Source organism: Priestia sp. KCTC 13724 (assembly GCF_056820425.1).
The window spans coordinates 31,913-49,619 of sequence record NZ_JBXDLD010000051.1 but is presented as its reverse complement, the minus strand read 5'-3'; the positions used below and the strand labels follow the sequence as shown (position 1 = coordinate 49,619).

Genomic DNA, 17,707 nt, shown 5'->3' with positions numbered 1-17,707 from the left:
TAGCCCAAAAGCCAAGCCGTGTGTTATGATAAACAGATAATCATTTTATTTAGAGGTGTTTGGTAAGAGGAGGAATAGCATGGAAAGCAAAATTGAAGTTTTATCAACCGTTCGTATTGAGCATTCTTCTGATTTATATAAAATTGTGGACAGCTTAAATCGAACGTTAAAAAAGAAAGATTTGATGTTTGGCCTAGCGTTAGACCAAGAAGATCAAAGTAAAGCAATTTTTACGATTTATCGTACATAAGTAGGGATAAAATGAAAAAGTGGTTTATTGGAATTGTTGTTGTTGTATGTTTAGTAGCAGGGTGGCAAACCCATTCAATTTATAAAGCGGCTGTAAACGATGTACAGGCTGACGAAAAAAAAGCATCAGCCAAGGCAAAAGAAGATTTTAATCTGAAATCTGTGACGAGTACACAAGCATATTTTGGAGATCATACATTTTATGTAGTGGAAGGTACTAACAATAAAAACGAAGATGTTATCGCTTGGGTTCCAAAAAGTCAAAAGCAAAAAGCGGTGCTAAAAAAAGTAGCAGATGGAATTACAAAAGAACAAGCCATAGAGATTGTTCAGCGAGACCGAGATCCAAAAGAAATTAAATCAGTTCGACTAGGAATTGAAAATGAAAAGCCGCTATGGGAAGTTACGTATATTGATCAAGAAGAAAAACATTTAACTTACTACTATCTTGATTTTACAAGCGGGGAGTTTATGAAGCGCTATAGCTTAACAAAACCTGAATGAGTTTATTTATAACGTATGTTTACACATACGTGTTATAAAACGCTTTGCACCTTAGAGTGAAGCAAAATTGTTGCTATAATCAGCTTTACATAGCTGATTATAGCCGTAGTTCATAGGGGGAGATTTTAGTGAAATTAGCAAAACGTGTATCAGCTTTAACACCATCATCGACATTGGCTATTACAGCCAAAGCAAAAGAGCTCAAAGCCGCAGGACATGACGTCATTGGCTTAGGTGCAGGTGAACCAGATTTTAATACGCCGCAGCATATATTAGAAGCATCTGTAAAAGCAATGAATGAAGGCCAAACAAAGTATACGCCTGCAGGTGGACTTATGCCTTTAAAAGACGCAATTATTGAAAAGTTTAACCGTGATCAGAGCTTAACATACAAGCCATCTGAAGTTATTGTATGTTCAGGTGCAAAGCATGCTTTGTATACATTGTTTCAAGTAATTTTAGATGAGGGAGATGAAGTGATCATCCCAACTCCTTACTGGGTAAGTTATCCTGAACAAGTAAAGCTAGCAGAAGGTACACCGGTTTATGTTGAAGGTTCTGAAAATAATGAATTTAAAATTACGCCAGCACAGCTAGAGTCAGTGATTACTAATAAAACAAAAGCTGTGATTTTAAACTCACCAAGTAACCCAACAGGTATGATTTATACGCGTGAAGAGCTAGAAGCAATCGGTGAAGTTTGCTTAAAGCATAATGTGCTAATCGTATCAGATGAAATCTATGAAAAGTTAGTATACGATGGTGCAGAGCATGTTTCGATTGCAGAATTATCACCAGCGCTTAAAGAGCAAACGATTATTATTAACGGTGTATCTAAATCTCACTCAATGACAGGATGGCGCATTGGTTACGCAGCTGGTAATGAGACCATTATAAAAGCAATGACGAATCTAGCGAGTCACAGCACGTCTAATCCAACGTCGATTGCTCAATATGCAACAATTGCAGCTTATAACGGAACGCAAGAGCCTGTGGAAATGATGCGCAAAGCTTTTGAAGAACGTTTAAACGTAATGCATAAACAACTTAATGACATTCCTGGTTTTTCTTGTTTAAAGCCTCAAGGTGCATTCTATTTGTTCCCTAATGCAATCGAAGCTGCTAGACTAACAGGATTTGAAACAGTTGATGCTTGGGTAGAAGCGATTTTAGAAGAGGAAAAAGTAGCGCTTGTTCCAGGTTCAGGATTCGGTTCTCCTGAAAATGTTCGTTTATCTTATGCTACTTCGCTTGAGCTATTGGAAAAAGCAGTGGCGCGAATTGCGTCATTTATGGCAAGACACATGAAATAAAGTGATGGAGAGCGGCTTCTATAGAAGCCGCTCTTTTATTGGTGATGTCATAAGTTTCCCATGATTGTTACTTGTTATTGTGAGTGTCGAAATGTATAATAGGGTGGCATACATAATTAAAGGATGTAAGTTTTTTGGAGGGATTTTAATCGTGAAAATTACGATTTCTGAAGCAAGTAAGCACGTTGGAAAAGAAGTGACAATCGGTGCTTGGTTAGCAAATAAACGTTCAAGTGGTAAAATTGCATTCCTACAGCTTCGAGACGGCTCTGGATTTATTCAAGGGGTTGTTGTGAAAGCAGAAGTAGGGGAAGATATTTTCAAAAAAGCAAAAGCCTTAACGCAAGAATCTTCTTTATACGTAACAGGAACTGTTCAAGAAGACGAACGTTCACCTTTTGGATATGAATTAACAGTAACGGATGTAGAAGTTATTCATGAAGCAGTTGACTATCCAATTACGCCAAAAGAGCACGGGACAGAGTTCTTAATGGACAACCGTCACTTATGGTTACGTTCAAAGCGTCAACACGCTGTAATGAAAGTGCGTAACGAAATTATTCGTGCAACATATGAATTCTTTAATCATAATGGATTTACAAAAGTAGATCCTCCAATCTTAACGGGAAGCGCGCCAGAAGGTACAACAGAACTTTTCCATACGAAGTACTTTGATGAAGATGCATTCCTTTCACAAAGTGGCCAACTTTATATGGAAGCAGCTGCAATGGCACTTGGAAAAGTATTTTCATTTGGTCCAACTTTCCGTGCAGAAAAATCAAAAACGCGTCGTCATTTAATTGAGTTCTGGATGATTGAACCTGAAATGGCGTTCTATCAATTTGAAGATAGCTTAAAAGTACAGGAAGAATACGTATCACACGTGGTTCAGTCAGTACTAGAGAACTGTAAGCTAGAGTTAAATGTACTAGGTCGAGATACGTCTAAATTAGAGCAAATTAAAGCTCCGTTCCCACGTATTACGTATGATGATGCACTAAAATTCTTACATGAAAAAGGATTTGATGATATTCAGTGGGGAGATGACTTCGGTTCACCACACGAAACGGCTATCGCAGAAAGCTATGATAAACCTGTGTTTATCACGCACTATCCAACGTCATTAAAACCATTCTACATGCAGCCGGATCCAACAAATGCAGATGTAGTGTTATGTGCAGATTTAATTGCGCCAGAAGGTTATGGTGAAATCATTGGTGGATCAGAGCGTATTCACGACCAAGAACTACTAGCTCAGCGCGTAGCAGAACATGAGCTAGATACAGAAACATATAAATGGTACTTAGAGCTTCGTAAGTATGGATCAGTTCCACATTCTGGATTCGGATTAGGGCTTGAGCGTACGGTAGCATGGATTAGTGGTGTTGAACACGTTCGTGAAACAATTCCATTCCCACGCTTATTAAACCGTTTGTATCCTTAATAGAAGCGAAGTGACTTCGGATGTAAAATTATTTCATTAGAAAAAGGTGGCATTACGCCATCTTTTTCTAATGAATGTTGTTTCATATTAAATAAACGTCCACCCTTTTTAGAAAACGGTGGATTTTTATTTGTTTTTTGATGAAAGTTTTCGTAAACAGTTTTTCGTTTTCATCTGTCCTTCGTGATATACTAACTTTAGAGGTGTTCCAAAATGAAAAAAGATGACATGATCGCATGGTTTGAGCAAGGCTCAGTTTCTATTCCAAAGCTATTGTTTAATCACTATAGCGATTTAGGCTTAGACGAAACAGAATTTATGATGCTGATGCATCTTAATGTATTTATTGATAGTGGTGAATCCTTTCCCACTCCACATGATCTCTCTGCAAAAATGAGCGTCTCCACGACAAAGTGTATGGAAGTACTTCGAAATCTTATTCAAAAAGGTGTTCTAACGATCGAACAGCTTGATGATTCCTCTTCGGTTATTTCTGAGCAATATTCTCTTAAACCGCTTTGGAGAAAGCTAATCAATTTATTAATGCAAGAAAATCAAAATGAAGTGCAGCAAGAGCAGGAGCAAGAAGAGATAAATTTATATTCTATTTTTGAAAAGGAGTTTGGTCGTCCGCTTTCGCCGTTTGAATGTGAAACGTTGGCTATGTGGGTAGACCAAGATCATCACGACCCACTCATTATTAAAACGGCTCTTCGTGAATCCGTTATGTCCGGAAAATTAAACTTTCGATACATCGACCGCATCTTGTTTGAGTGGAAGAAAAACGGCATTAAGACTATTGATCAAGCACGAGCGCATAGTCAAAAATTTAGACAACATCAACAACCAAAAAATCAGAAGCCTTCTCAATCTCAAAATTCCTCAGCCGTTCCATTTTTCAACTGGCTTGAACAGTAAAGTAACATGCTCTATTACTTAGAGTGGTTAACGGAAGAGGAAAGCTGATTCAACATCAGGCGTGCCTGATGTTGAATCAGCTTTTTTAGCATGATAATACATACCAAAATAAAAAGGGGTGAAAAGCTAAAACAAATTAAGTTTGTTTTAGTAAGCTATGTTAAATCTAACACAAATTCGTCACTGCTTAGACGTAATGGCTGAAATGTTTCCTGATGCACACTGCGAATTAAATCATAAAAATCCATTTGAGCTTGTGATTGCAGTTGCTCTATCCGCTCAGTGTACGGATGCACTTGTCAACAGAGTAACAAAAGAATTATTTCAAAAATATCAAACACCTGAGGATTATTTAGCTGTTTCATTAGAAGAGCTTCAGCAAGATATTCGTTCAATAGGTCTTTATCGTAATAAAGCAAAAAATATTCGAAAGCTGTGTGAGCTTTTAATTCATGAGTACAACGGTGAAGTACCGCAAGATCGAGATGAGCTTACTAAGCTTCCTGGAGTGGGCCGAAAGACAGCTAATGTCGTCGTTTCCGTGGCTTTTGGTATTCCCGCTATTGCGGTTGATACGCACGTGGAACGGGTTAGTAAAAGGCTTGGTATTTGTCGGTGGAAAGATTCAGTATTAGAAGTAGAAAAAACGCTGATGCGAAAGGTTCCAAAAGAAGAGTGGGGAGTTACTCATCACCGCTTAATTTTCTTTGGTCGCTATCACTGTAAAGCTCAGTCTCCGCAATGCCCAACCTGTCCATTATTAGAGCTGTGTCGAGAAGGAAAAAAGCGAATGAAAGCGAGAGGTGAGCATGTTAGCAAAAGTTAAAGTGCCGCCTGAATTTAAGTGTGATCCATTTTTTTTCGCACAAGATGTTATTTCGTTTCAGCCGCCTCTGCTAAGGCACAAAACGCATCATCAACCAGTTTTTATCTATGATATAGTAGCGAAAGAAGAAGGGCTTTTAGAAGCACCGTGGAATTCACTAGAAGACTGTATCCCCTCGTTGTTTATAGAATGGAAAACCCAAGAGAAAATTCTCCATGAACAATTTTCTCTGCGTAAAGTGACAAACGCAAAAGAGATAGTCACTGAATGGAGTGGACGGTTTTTAAGCGCGCTGTTTTGGATAAATGGGGGACCTCTTCAAGGTCTTACAGCACTGGAAGCTAATATTCAAAAGCTAACATACAAGCCAGTTAACACGTCTGAGCGCGTATTATTTTTGTTGAAAAAGCCTGGAATGTATCACTCATTCGTTCAACTTAGTGAACTATATACAGAATTGCAAAAGCAGTATGCCATTAAGCGTATACGTTTAAAAAAATAAACCGCTCATCGTGAGCGGTTTATTTTATTCATTTTCAGTTTGTTGATCTGGAGTGGCAGGAGGCTGTTGGTTGTTTCCTTGTCCATTGCCGTTAGTGCCATTATTTCCGTTTCCATTATTGCCATTGTTTCCAGGCTGACTAGGTGGTTCACTAGAGTTCTCCGTTTCACCTTGATCAGGCTGTTGACCTTGATCAGGGTTCTGTGGACCTTCGCTATCAGGCTGATCGGTTTCTTCACCATCGTTTTCGTTTTCATCTTCAGGGCGCGTTCCTTCATCAGGATTTTGCTCTTCATCACCCGGTTCGGATTCCGAATCATCTTCTGGTTCCTCTTCAGCTGTTTGAGGTACCTTTACAGAAGCACTTGCGCTGCCGGCGTTATTTGTACTTAAGATGAAGCTATACGTCGCACCTGGAGTAGGTGATGGGATAGAGGTGCTGCCAGCACTTCCTTTATCCGCTAACGTTTGGCTCACGCCATCAGAAGAGGTCATATTGACGGTAAATTCTGTTTCGTCATCGCCACCTGACCAGTTAACATTAATGGCGTTAGAACCTTCGCTGAAGGAAGCTGTAAGTTTTGCTTTTTCTTCTTTCTCTTCTTTCTCTTCTTTTTCTTTCTCTTTTTCTACAAAGACTTGAGAAACTTTTGTTGGCTCTGTGCCGCGTACGAAGTACTCATACGTGATTGAATCTTTTGGTGTTGCACCACTTGGTTTCTTCACATCTTTACTTGAGACTTTTTCAACGGCACGTTTTACCACGCTATCAGGTTGTTTAAAGCTGCCTTTTTCTTCACCTTGAGATACGTGTGTAATGACTTGCTTGAAAATATTCTTTGCCATGGCTTTTTCGTTTTCACTATAAATATAGCCGTCGGAATTTTTCTCATATCCTGTCCAAACTGATACCGTGTATTTTGGTGTGAAGCCTGAGAACCACACATCTTTTACGCCGCCTTCTGGAATATTAAAGCTTGCTTTTTCCTTGGCACTAAAGTTAGATGTTCCGGTTTTACCTGCGATGTCTAAGCCAGGTACACGTACAGCACGTGCTGTTCCGTACGGTGCTTCAACAACGGATTTCATCATGTCCGTTACCATAAACGCCGTGTAGTCTTGCATCGCACGCTTCGGTTTTGGCGATAGGTCTAACTCTGTACCATCTGAGAATTTTACTTTTGTTACTGTATAAGGTTTTGTAAACATTCCTTCGTTAGCAAATGCGCTATAAGCGCCGGCTAGTTCCATAGGCGTAACACCTTTAGTAAATCCACCGATAGAAAACGCTTCGGCAAACTTTTCGCCGCTAGATTCTCCAAGCTCAAGACCTAAGCCTTCACCGAACTCTTGTGCTTTATCAGCTCCTACAGCTTGGAAGGCTTTTAAAGCAGGGATATTTAACGAACGTCCTAGAGCTTCACGAGCTGATACCCAGCCTTTATAGTTTCGGCTATAGTTTCGAATTTGCGTACCGTTTGAGTATTGATGTGGTTCATCCTTAATTGGTTCTGCGGTAGACCATTTTAAATACTCAACGGCTGGTCCATAGTCAAGAACAGGTTTGATTGTTGAGCCTGGTTGACGCTCGATGTCGGTAGCAAAGTTTAGGCCTCCAGCTACGCGGTTACGACCTCCACCAATTGCTTCAACTGCACCTGTCTCATTATTTAACACGACAAGACCAGCCTGGAACTTATCGTTAGGGAAGGTGACAATTTCGTTATTCATTAATTGGTCAACATAATCCTGTGCATCCACGTCAAGCGTTGTGTAGATTTCTAATCCAGAAGAAGAGACGTTAGCATCCGTTTTTTCTTGAACTTCTTCAATTACTTGGTCAATGAATACATCATACTTTGACGTTTTCTCATTTTGTTCAACCAAATTTGCCTGCACGTCAACTTGCTTTGCTTTATCTGCTTCTGCTTGTGTAATAAATCCGTTTTTAGCCATTAAATTTAATACTGTGTTACGGCGTTTTGTAGCATTCTCTGGGTTTTTATACGGATTATACGTTGATGGTGCTTTTGGTAAGCCAGCGAGCATAGCGGCTTGATCAATTGTTAAATCGTTTAGATCAGTCACGCCATAAAATGTTTCTGCTGCTTTGGCGATACCGTATACTTCTCCAGTCGAGAAGTAGATTTTGTTTAGGTACATTTCAAGAATTTGCTGTTTTGAATATTTACGTTCTAGCTGATAAGAGAGCCACATCTCTTGTACTTTACGCTTTACGGTTTTTTCAGGTGATAAAAATGAATTTTTCACAACCTGCTGCGTAATGGTACTTGCGCCTTCTGATCCAAAGCCCTCTTTGAAGTTGGCCACTACAGCGCCACCAATTCGATAAAAGTCAATTCCATGGTGTTTATAAAAGCGAACATCTTCGGTTGCAATGAACGCATTTTTAACAGTCTGAGGAATTTCATCATATTGTACGTATGTACGCTTTTCGCCTCCGACTTCTTTAAGGACCGTTTTTCCATCGTTTGCGTAAATCTTAGATGAAAACGAGTCTTTTAAAACAGAGTCGTCAACTTTAGGTGCATCGCTTATTAATGCGAAAAAGGTTCCAACACCAGCTATCAGTCCAATAATACCTAAAATGAAAACTGCAGCAACAATCTTGCGGAAAATGCCGCCTTTTTTCTTGTTTCCTTGTGGTTTGTTCGTTTGTTTGTTGTCATTCATTGCTCGTCTTCGTTCTTCACGCGAGCGATAATTATCTGACATAAAAGCTCCTACCTTTCAAACAATTGTAAGAGAATGATTTCCGTAAACATATATATCATACTCTTAAAAATACAATTTATCTATAGTTTTTATGTAATCGATTCTAGGATGGTAACCAAGTTCGATTAAATGTCCTTTTTTTTCAATATCGGCTTTTGGGATGGATTTTTGTCCATCTTTTTTCATATCTTGCCAATAGGGAAAAAGGGACGGTGCTTCAAAAAGGTATATTTCTTCCAAAGAAGTAAACATTAATATAACGAATGAGATTCCATTTTGTTTCACGATCTGGTTCATATGTTGAATTTGATGTTCGTGAAAATTACGCAAGGGAAAAGACGTTTTATTTTTTGTTTCTTTTGCTTCAAAATCAATATACTTTCCTTTGTATACGCCGTTGTAATCGGTTGTAGAAGCTTGTTTAAAATAAGCTTCTTTAATAACTGCAGCACTTCGCTTAGGATAGTCAACGTTCACAATTTGAATCGGCGTAGGTTTTTTATGAACCACTGCTATTCCTTGTGCTAAATAATACTCATTGGTTTCATTTAAATCTTCTTCCAAAGTCATACCTCGATTACTGTATACGGACTCAACTTTCGCCCGGGAAGGACTGTTGGGAGGCTTAGCAGGGTTATATGCTTTTCCGTTAGGATAACGAATCATGCACATCACTCCTTTACTTAATTTCACACACGCACACTCTATTATACCAAATTTCAGTTGAGGTAGAATGAAAACATACTTAGTGTTCATACCAAATGTAAAGGAAGAAAGCAGCATGTTGACAAGCTTTGAACAGCAAGTAGTGGAAACAATTAGGCTCAAAACAAAACAGTTGAACATTGATAATATATCAAGAACAGAAGCTTACGCAACTTTTTACAATAATCATCCTGAAGTAAAGTGGTCGTTTCTTGCTAGCATGGTTTCACGAAACGCAGGCTGGAATATGTGTGACTTGCAGGGAAAGTGGTTTCCTGAGCTACTATCTATAGAAACGCGAGATTTATTGTTTTTAACGTACGAGCGAGCGAATTGGCTGATCTTTCAAGACGCTTTTCCACAGCTGCTGCTATATGAAATATCAAAAAAACACGAGAAGTCTTATTTTCACCTTCTTGAATATTTTGATGTATCTCCGTTCATGCACGAAAAATGGACTGTCTTTTGGGAAAGGAAGAAAGAAATTGAGCTTATGCATGCTCTCATTATTAATGAACAGCATATTATTGAGCCAGCGGTGATAGCACATCCTTTCTACCAGAAGAAAGTGTTTCATCGCTTAGTATTTCACTTTCAGGACTCTTTGCATTTTAGTTCCGTTTTGTTCCCTACAATGGAAGGTGAAATTTATGGGTGCTCCGTACATAGCTTCACCAAGGTAGATGAGCGAATTAAGCTTGGTAAAAAGCTCGGTGAACTGTTGTTTTTACAAGCGTTGTATCCAAAGTTCCTTCAGTTTTCAATGTCGACTGTTCATACAGGATCACGCGTTGATTATGAACAGTATGTATTTCGGTCTAAAAGAAGAGACACACCCTATTTGCGAATGACCTTTCCAATTGTTCCACATCATGAGAAAAAAAGGGGACAGTGGAGAATTTCAAAGCGTAGAGAGAAGAAATTAATGAAGAGTCTTGATTTATCCGCACCTATGCCGATTACGGAGTGGTACCAAAATAAACAGAAGCAGCTGCATGTCTTGGTAGGAATAAAGAAGTTTTTTAGATGAGTTTGGGACATAACAAAATGATTGCTTCTAAGAGACGAACACTAGCTGTTCCAATCTCTTTAGTTTGTCTGAACACGTTCGTTCCATTGCGCTACGGCCACTCGCTTTCCGCGGGGAGGAACCTGAGCTTCCTCGCTGCGCTGCGGGATCTCCATTGTTTTCACAATCAACAAAAAACCTGAACGATTAAAAGTGAGAAACTCTCAATCGTTCAGGTTTATCATTGGCTGAATTACTTATGTCCAGCCTCATCTAGGTGGACATATTACGTAGACGGACGGTTTGGTCCGTTTAATTTTTTAGGGTCACCAAATGTTTTTGTTTCAGGCTTGTTTTTTGGCTGTTTTTGTTCATGCTTATTTGCCACTTCTTACACCTCCAAATGAATGTTGTAACAAAGTTGACTGCACATACAATACGTGTTTCTTGCACAATCTAATCATAGTGTTTTCACTCATCCTCATTTCAATTCGTGCAAATTAAAACATTTTCTGCGTAAAACATCTTTCTTTGCCGAATGGAAACTAGTTTTGTCATGTGTGAAGGTAGATTAAAAATAAAAAGAGAATAGGTAGTTAAACGAAAAGTTGGAGGGATGGCTATGAAGCTGAAAATGGTAAATACGAACGAAGTGTTAAGTTTATTCGATAATGTATTAGAGCAAATAGATGTTGTAGAAGATACATTATCTTCACAAGTTAATCAAGCGTTTACTACTTATGAAGAAGTATATAGCAATCACGTTCAGCGTATTGACGAGTCGTTACGAGAAATTGAAGCTGCAGCCTATGAAATCCCACCTCAATCAGAATGGCGGAGAAGAGAAGTACTACTACGTACAGTGTAACGATGATTTATGGTACAATGTCATCGTTGAGGTGACAAATATGAATTTAATGATAGAAGCAACAAAGGTACTACATCACTATAATGAGTTAGCTCTTACTCGTTTATCCACTATTAAAAGTAATTCAGAGTATGAGATGAATTTCTTTGGGGAGGTCAAACCATATGTTGATCAGTTTTTTTATGAGTTAGATATGTGGACGGATCTTGTTACCAAGTGGCTCAAAGAAACAAAGCCTAAATATATTCACATCAATCAAGTAGATACCCTTCGTGAAAACTTGCAAAACGTAGTGCTCCAGTCTTTTTATCAAGAGACGCGAGACAAGCGCTTTAAGCAAATGTATCAATCAAATAAGTACGTATTAGAGTCCATTTTAATGAACGGTTAAGTTTGATTAAACAGTAAAAGAGTTTGGGACATAACAAAATGATTGCTTCTAAAAGACGAACACTAGCTGTTCCCATCTCTTTGGTTTGTCTCAACACGTTCGTTCCATTGCGCTACGGTCACTCGCTTTCCGCGGGGAGGAACCTGAGCTTCCTCGCTGCGCTGCGGGATCTCCGTTTTTCCTCTCTTTCCCGCAGGAGTCGAGTGTCCTACGCTCCATTCCACCCTGTTTCCAACATTGTTTTCACAATCAACCAAAAAACCTGAACGATTAAAAGTTATGAACTCTCAATCGTTCAGGTATAGTAGAGGCTGAACTACTTATGTCTCAGTCTCTTTTGCTGTGTTGTAATTGAATTAATCGTTATCTTTTTGCACGTGGATGCTAACAGCAGGATCGTCTTCCGTACCGACTGTATTGATTACATAATCCACTTTTTGAGTGTGTTTTGGTGTAACGGGCTGCCCCGCTTGCGAAACGGTTGGTTCATGCCCTTGCTTTTTATGGTTAAAGTGTTTTCCTCGACTCATCGAAACTCCTCCTTGAAATGAAATGGACGATCTTTTTTAATATGCGTCACAGTAGCGGTGAGTATAAGTAGTTAAATATAGAAAAGCCCTCAGTCAATTAGCTGAGGGCAATGTAGTACAATTAATTCTCGTGTGCAAATTCGGGTTTTGAAGCTCCGATTTGTTCTAACTCACGAACGGCGATTTTATAATCGGATAATGTTAAACAACCTTTTAAATACTGCTGCTGCGCGAAGTCTAGCAGCTCATTACTTGAAGTTGGCTCATACTGTTTTTTAGCCATAAAAGCTTGTTGAAGCTCGTTCACATACATGTAAATTCACTCCTTATCCCCATTTTGTCCATTTTGTGTGCTTGTCTTGTTAGCATCACTTATAGTTATCGTAACATAGATTAAAATTATCTCGTTTTTTTGAAAAATTTAAACTTTCGACAGAAACTAACATTTTTCACAACGTTCTTCTAAATATAAAGTGAAAAATAAAAGGTGTAGTGCGTCACCTGAGATTGAGTACCTACATACCATATAATAAAATTTTTAAAGGGAGGTAGCGAGCCAGTATGTATAATCAACAGAATCCTTATCCATACTACATGCAGAATCAATGGGAAGAAGAACGGTTTGATTTAAGTCAGGTGTACCCATTTCCAGAATATCATCAGCACCCATGGCATCATACAGAGTTGCCGCAACAGCCTTATGCTCAAGTTCCACCCCAAATGCAATATGTAAACAACCAACAGCAATACCCTTTTTATCAAAATGGAATGCCTTTTCCAAATCCTTATCCAAAAGGTAATCAGCAAATGAAGCAACAGCCTAACCAGTTTCATTCTTTAATGTCTCAATTTAAATCTTCAGACGGAAATTATGACGTTAATAAAATGATGAATACAGCGGGACAGATGATGGGAGCAATGAATCAATTAACAAACTTAGTAAAAGGGTTTACAGGTATCTTTAAAATATAAAGAATTGTATAGCATGTAAATGGAATAAAAAGGCTCTACAAGAAGCTATAACATCTTGTAGAGCATGTAATGTTTTATCTAAAGAAGCGGTTGAATGGGTGATTACAGAAGCAAGGAGAATGGTCACATTTTTTAACTGGCTTTTTGCCTGTAATTGGATGGCTTGTTAAGTTAGGTAAGTGTGAATGCCCAATTTTTTTCTTGTGACCATATTTTTTTGAAGAGTGTTTCTCTTTTTTATGGGAATGTTTAAACGTTTGAGAAGGTTGATGCTTATTGTAAGAGTGTTTTTCTTTACAGAAACATGTTTTTTTCTTTTCAGAGCGGTGTTTTTTATGAGAGTGTTTTGTGGAATGAGAATGTTTTTTATAAGAACGGTGCTTTTTATGAGAATGCTTTGTAGAGTGAGAGTATTTTTTGCAAGAACGGTGCTTTTTATGAGAGTGCTTTGTGGAGTGAGAGTGTTTTTTGCAAGAGCGGTGCTTTTTATGAGAATGCTTTGTGGAGTGAGAGTGTTTTTTGCAAGAGCGGTGCTTTTTATAAGAGTGCTTTGTAGAGTGAGAGTGTTTTTTGCAAGAACGGTGCTTTTTATGAGAATGCTTTTCTTTACAGAAGCACGTTACTTTTTTGTGAGAACGATGCTTTTTGTGAGAACGTGAGCTTTTCGTACAGTACTTGTTTTCCGTTCTTTTCTCTGTTTTCTTTTCTGTCTTTTTCTCCGTCTTTTTGTGAGAAAGAGCTGTTTTTTTAGATGAACATTTTGAGCTATGACCTTTTGGTTCTTGATACATAAATCTGCCTAGCTCTGATTTTTGTAAAGATTCAGCAGCTTTACGAATACGCTTAGATTGAATATACAATCTAAAAACCTCCTTATGAGAATCATTTTTTTGCCTTTCACCATAAGATACGCTTAATACGCCGTACTTGCTATGAGATAAACGTGGAATTTTAAGAAATAACCAAGGAGTTTCTAGCATCTCGGTGGGAGAGGAGCTCATATAATTTAAAATGTATCCAAAAGGAGGGAAAGAGATGGGAATTGCCACCTATTCTGTTTTTGCTAATGTTCGGGACTTTAAAGAACTAAAGGCCGACATCTGGTCTGAAGATTCCATACCCGCAGTGATGAAAGTTCATAAAAAGAGGTATGAAATAGGCTTAACTCTAAGGGGATCACACATCCGAGAAATGAGAAAGAAATCGTACTATATAGAGTTTTATTCACCAAATAAATTCGGGAAGACCAACGAAATTCATCTCAATGCAGAATATAAAGATCCATCGCTAGTTCGCAATAAACTATCGCTCGATTTCTTTTCAGACCTTGGCGTACTATCACCGAAATCACAGTTTGTTCATCTCACCATTAACGGGAAAAATGAAGGTGTTTATTTACAGTTAGAATCGGTAAACGAGTACTTCTTAACAAAGCGTAGCTTGCCAAAAGGCTCTATCTTTTACGCTGTAGACGGAGATGCCAACTTCTCGTTAATGAGTGATTTGGATGAGAAGCCAAAAGAATCGCTTCAATCAGGATACGAAACAAAAGTAGCGTACGGAAAAGATGAAGAAGCGTTAGAATATTTTATTTATAACTTGAATACATGGACGAATCAAGAGTTTGAAGATAACATTGAAGAGCACTTGGAGGTAGATCGCTATTTAGCCTGGTTGGTGGGAGTAATTTGTCTTCAAAACTTTGATGGTTTTGTTCATAACTATGCTTTGTACCGGAACAGTGATACGAAGTGCTTTGAACTCCTTCCTTGGGACTATGATGCTACGTGGGGGCGCGATGTCAACGGAGATGAAATGGAAAGTAACTATGTGAGAATGGAAGGGTTTAATACGTTAACAGCACGACTTTTGGCCATATCAAAATTTAAGAAACAATATATTGAAAAAATGAATTCTGCGCTAAATCATCAGTTCACTGTTAACTATATGAAACCAAAGATTGAAGCACTCCACCAGCTGATTTTGCCTTATGTAGAGAAAGATCCGTATATACAGCACAAGTTAGCTACTTTTTATCAAGAACCTGCGTTTATTTGTGACTTTATTAAAGACAGAGCAGCCTATATAAGAAAATCAATGAAGTCTTTTTGAATAAATGAGATAATTGAAATTGTTTAGAAAATTCTATTGACATTCTTTGTTATTTTTATTAAAGTATACACAATGAATAATTAACTTAATAAAACTCTTATCCAGAGTGGCGGAGGGACTGGCCCTGCGAAGCCCGGCAACCATCAAACCATATGTTAGTCAGTGAGTTTGAACGGTGCTAATTCCTGTGAAATACGATTGTATTTTAACAATTGTATTTTAACAGATGAGAGAAGTCGTGATTAAGCGAACGCTCTTCCATCTGTGAAGAGTTTTTTTTATTTACTGCAAAGAGGAGAGGACATTATGCATATTGAAACACTACTTGTTCGTTCGGGCGTCAATCGAGACCCTGCTACAGGTTCCATTACAACACCTATTTACCAAGCATCTACGTTTGCACACCCCCGTTTAGGAGAAAGCACAGGATATGACTATGCTAGAACAGCTAATCCAACAAGAACAGCGTTAGAAGATGCAATCACTGCGTTAGAAGAAGGCGAAGTTGGAGCGGCATTTGCTTCGGGAATGGCAGGAGTTATGGCTGTACTTGCTTTGTTTAAAAACGGTGATCATTTAATCGTCTCTGAAGATTTATACGGTGGTACATACAGAGTTTTAAATGATATTTTTGCAGAACAAGGTGTAGAAGTAACGTATGTAAATACAGCTCATTTAGACCAAGTTAAAGCAGTATTAAAGCAGAATACGAAAGCGTTATTTATTGAAACACCGACAAATCCAATGATGCACGTAACGGATTTAAAAGGAATAATTGAACTTGCTAAAGAAAGTAACTTGTTAACAATTGTGGATAATACGTTTATGTCACCTTATTATCAAAGACCTCTTTCTCTTGGAGCGGATATCGTTATTCATAGCGCTAGTAAATACATTGGTGGTCACAATGACGTAGTAGCCGGGTTAGTCGTTGCACGATGTCGTGAGCTAGGTGAAAAAATTCGCTTTTATCAAAATGCAGCAGGTGCAATTTTAAGTCCGCAAGATAGCTGGTTGTTGCTGCGAGGTATTAAAACGCTTGCTTTGCGCATGGAGAAACACAATGAAAATGCGCTGAAAATTGCGAATTGGCTGACTTCACATGAGCTGGTTGAGAAAGTGTACTATCCAGGTCTTGAATCTCATCCAGGCTATCACGTAATGAAGCAACAAGCAGGAGGCTTTGGCGGAATGATTTCCTTCGCTGTAACGGACCCGCAAATTGTGCCAGTCTTACTTGAGAATATAAAGGTGATTACCTTTGCTGAAAGTCTAGGTGGTGTGGAGAGCTTAATGACGTTCCCAGCTCGTCAGACTCACGCAGATATTCCAGAAGAAATACGAAATCGAGTTGGCGTAACGAATTGCTTATTACGCTTATCTGTTGGGATTGAACATGCAGAGGATTTAATTCAAGACTTAAAGGAGGCATTTGATGCATACAACAAATAAACACTCATTTGGTACAAATTTAATTCATGCAAAAACAGGTATTGATGGACATTTTGGAGCGGTAAATGTTCCCATTTATCAAGTGTCTACTTTCAATCTAGAAGACGAAACAAACGGTGGGCGCTATGACTATTCGCGTTCAGGTAATCCAACACGAGAAGCTTTAGAAAATACGATTGCACAGCTTGAAAATGGAGCTGCTGGGTTTGCTTTTTCATCAGGAATGGCCGCTGTATCATCTGTTCTTTGTTTATTTGAAGCAGGCGATGAAATTATCGTTTCAAACGATATCTATGGTGGCACATATCGCGTATTAACAAGATTATTTTCAAAGTTTGGTATTAAAACTACATTTGTCAACATGACAAATGTAGAGGAAGTAGAGGAAGTCATTTCGAGCCAAACAAAAGCGATTTACATTGAAAGCCCATCAAATCCATTCTTACAGGTAACGGATATTAAAAGCGTTGCAGCGTTAGCTAAACGCTATGACCTGTTAACAATCGTTGATAATACGTTTATGACACCTTACTTGCAGCAACCAATTAATTTAGGGGCAAATATCGTCATTCATAGTGCGACAAAGTATATTAGTGGACATAGCGATGTAATTGGTGGATTGGTTGTTGTAAGTGATGAAAAGCTTGCTGATGAAGTAAAGTTTGTTCAAAACGCATTTGGAGCTATTTTAGGGCCACAGGATTGCTTCTTATTTCTACGAGGCATTAAAACATTAAAAGTAAGGTTAGATCAGCAACAACAAACGGCTTTAGAGCTAGCGAAATGGTTTGAAGAGCAACGTGACGTCGAAGCGGTTTATTACCCAGGGCTGAAGACACATCCTGATTATGAATTGATTACTGAGCAGGCAAACGGATACGGAGCAATTATTTCGTTTAAATTAAACAATGATGAACTCGCACAGCATATATTAAAAAACGTGCGCTTATCTTCGATTGGTGTAAGTTTAGGCGCAGTTGAATCCATCTTAACACACCCAGCAACAATGTCTCACGCTAGTATTCCAAAAGAAGTGAGAGATGAAAAAGGTATTACAGAATCGCTGTTACGCTTATCAGTTGGACTGGAAGAGTATGAGGATTTAAAAGAAGATTTTAATAATGCTCTAATTTCTTTTCAAGAAAAAGCCGTAACTAAATAATAATAGAAGAAAAG

20 protein-coding genes and 1 riboswitch are annotated in these 17,707 nt (G+C 38.4%); of the genes, 14 read left to right on the top strand and 6 right to left on the bottom strand.

The features are described from left to right. Positions 1–79 precede the first annotated feature (79 nt). The 7 genes from AC1UFB_RS07620 to AC1UFB_RS07590 all read left to right on the top strand — a co-directional run bounded on the left by AC1UFB_RS07620 (position 80) and on the right by AC1UFB_RS07590 (position 5,756). A complete protein-coding gene (locus tag AC1UFB_RS07620; protein ID WP_064484047.1) occupies positions 80–250 on the top strand; it encodes a YpmA family protein in 171 nt (56 codons plus the stop codon). Between the two features lie 11 nt (positions 251–261). Further along, positions 262–753 (top strand): cell wall elongation regulator TseB-like domain-containing protein, encoded by a 492-nt coding sequence (locus AC1UFB_RS07615; RefSeq protein WP_025907365.1) that lies wholly within the window; start codon positions 262–264, stop codon positions 751–753. A gap of 128 nt (positions 754–881) precedes the next feature. After that, positions 882–2,066 carry a pyridoxal phosphate-dependent aminotransferase gene (locus AC1UFB_RS07610; protein WP_025907367.1) on the top strand — a complete coding sequence of 395 codons (1,185 nt, stop codon included), beginning with the start codon at positions 882–884 and terminating at the stop codon, positions 2,064–2,066. Positions 2,067–2,217: 151 nt separating this feature from the next. After that, positions 2,218–3,510, top strand: a complete 1,293-nt coding sequence (gene asnS / locus AC1UFB_RS07605) for an asparagine--tRNA ligase (RefSeq protein WP_061785561.1) — start codon at positions 2,218–2,220, stop codon at positions 3,508–3,510. Between the two features lie 213 nt (positions 3,511–3,723). Continuing rightward, the gene (locus AC1UFB_RS07600) at positions 3,724–4,428 is read left to right on the top strand and encodes a DnaD domain-containing protein (protein WP_025907372.1); all 705 of its coding nucleotides are present in this window, start codon (positions 3,724–3,726) and stop codon (positions 4,426–4,428) included. Positions 4,429–4,585: 157 nt separating this feature from the next. Continuing rightward, complete coding sequence (nth, locus tag AC1UFB_RS07595) at positions 4,586–5,254, top strand: endonuclease III (RefSeq protein ID WP_078989970.1); 669 nt, start codon at positions 4,586–4,588, stop codon at positions 5,252–5,254. Continuing rightward, on the top strand, positions 5,238–5,756 hold the full coding sequence (locus tag AC1UFB_RS07590; RefSeq protein WP_100347458.1) for a YpoC family protein: 519 nt from the start codon (positions 5,238–5,240) through the stop codon (positions 5,754–5,756). The genes nth and AC1UFB_RS07590 overlap by 17 nt, the downstream gene beginning before the upstream one ends. A 24-nt stretch (positions 5,757–5,780) precedes the next feature. Here AC1UFB_RS07590 and AC1UFB_RS07585 read toward each other — a convergent pair whose 3' ends face one another. Together AC1UFB_RS07585 and recU are read right to left on the bottom strand one after the other, a co-directional pair. Then, positions 5,781–8,492 (bottom strand): transglycosylase domain-containing protein, encoded by a 2,712-nt coding sequence (locus AC1UFB_RS07585; protein ID WP_328101068.1) that lies wholly within the window; start codon positions 8,490–8,492, stop codon positions 5,781–5,783. A gap of 63 nt (positions 8,493–8,555) precedes the next feature. Next, positions 8,556–9,158, bottom strand: coding sequence for a Holliday junction resolvase RecU (gene recU / locus AC1UFB_RS07580; protein WP_100347460.1), 603 nt, complete (start codon positions 9,156–9,158; stop codon positions 8,556–8,558). Positions 9,159–9,273: 115 nt separating this feature from the next. On the opposite strand from recU, the gene AC1UFB_RS07575 reads away from it, so the two are divergent. From AC1UFB_RS07575 to AC1UFB_RS07565, 3 genes are all read left to right on the top strand, one after another. After that, the gene (locus AC1UFB_RS07575) at positions 9,274–10,227 is read left to right on the top strand and encodes a DUF2515 family protein (protein WP_326046364.1); all 954 of its coding nucleotides are present in this window, start codon (positions 9,274–9,276) and stop codon (positions 10,225–10,227) included. A 601-nt stretch (positions 10,228–10,828) separates the two neighbouring features. Then, a complete protein-coding gene (locus tag AC1UFB_RS07570; protein ID WP_100347462.1) occupies positions 10,829–11,074 on the top strand; it encodes a hypothetical protein in 246 nt (81 codons plus the stop codon). 40 nt (positions 11,075–11,114) lie between these two features. After that, positions 11,115–11,465: a YppE family protein gene (locus AC1UFB_RS07565; RefSeq protein ID WP_100347463.1), complete on the top strand. Its 351-nt coding sequence runs from the start codon at positions 11,115–11,117 to the stop codon at positions 11,463–11,465. 62 nt (positions 11,466–11,527) lie between these two features. Here the strand turns inward: AC1UFB_RS07565 and AC1UFB_RS07560 are convergent, their stop codons facing one another. The 3 genes from AC1UFB_RS07560 to AC1UFB_RS07550 form a co-directional block, all read right to left on the bottom strand. Then, positions 11,528–11,689, bottom strand: coding sequence for a hypothetical protein (locus AC1UFB_RS07560; protein ID WP_156413461.1), 162 nt, complete (start codon positions 11,687–11,689; stop codon positions 11,528–11,530). A 132-nt stretch (positions 11,690–11,821) separates the two neighbouring features. Then, the gene (locus AC1UFB_RS07555) at positions 11,822–11,995 is read right to left on the bottom strand and encodes a hypothetical protein (RefSeq protein WP_167556155.1); all 174 of its coding nucleotides are present in this window, start codon (positions 11,993–11,995) and stop codon (positions 11,822–11,824) included. Positions 11,996–12,116: 121 nt separating this feature from the next. After that, the gene (locus AC1UFB_RS07550) at positions 12,117–12,308 is read right to left on the bottom strand and encodes a YppF family protein (protein WP_025907386.1); all 192 of its coding nucleotides are present in this window, start codon (positions 12,306–12,308) and stop codon (positions 12,117–12,119) included. 248 nt (positions 12,309–12,556) lie between these two features. Between AC1UFB_RS07550 and AC1UFB_RS07545 the strand changes: the two genes are divergently transcribed. Further along, complete coding sequence (locus tag AC1UFB_RS07545) at positions 12,557–12,967, top strand: YppG family protein (protein WP_100347464.1); 411 nt, start codon at positions 12,557–12,559, stop codon at positions 12,965–12,967. Between the two features lie 74 nt (positions 12,968–13,041). On the opposite strand, the gene AC1UFB_RS07540 is transcribed toward AC1UFB_RS07545, so the two are convergent. Beyond that, positions 13,042–13,947, bottom strand: coding sequence for a CotG/ExsB N-terminal domain-containing protein (locus AC1UFB_RS07540; protein WP_482588902.1), 906 nt, complete (start codon positions 13,945–13,947; stop codon positions 13,042–13,044). A 55-nt stretch (positions 13,948–14,002) separates the two neighbouring features. On the opposite strand from AC1UFB_RS07540, the gene AC1UFB_RS07535 reads away from it, so the two are divergent. The 3 genes from AC1UFB_RS07535 to AC1UFB_RS07525 all read left to right on the top strand — a co-directional run bounded on the left by AC1UFB_RS07535 (position 14,003) and on the right by AC1UFB_RS07525 (position 17,693). After that, positions 14,003–15,079, top strand: coding sequence for a CotH kinase family protein (locus tag AC1UFB_RS07535; RefSeq protein ID WP_025907391.1), 1,077 nt, complete (start codon positions 14,003–14,005; stop codon positions 15,077–15,079). 94 nt (positions 15,080–15,173) lie between these two features. Next, positions 15,174–15,312: riboswitch (SAM riboswitch) on the top strand. 73 nt (positions 15,313–15,385) lie between these two features. Then, positions 15,386–16,531 carry a trans-sulfuration enzyme family protein gene (locus AC1UFB_RS07530; protein WP_100347466.1) on the top strand — a complete coding sequence of 382 codons (1,146 nt, stop codon included), beginning with the start codon at positions 15,386–15,388 and terminating at the stop codon, positions 16,529–16,531. After that, positions 16,515–17,693 (top strand): trans-sulfuration enzyme family protein, encoded by a 1,179-nt coding sequence (locus AC1UFB_RS07525; RefSeq protein ID WP_100347467.1) that lies wholly within the window; start codon positions 16,515–16,517, stop codon positions 17,691–17,693. Before AC1UFB_RS07530 ends, AC1UFB_RS07525 begins: the two co-directional genes overlap by 17 nt. The last annotated feature ends 14 nt before the right edge of the window (positions 17,694–17,707 follow it).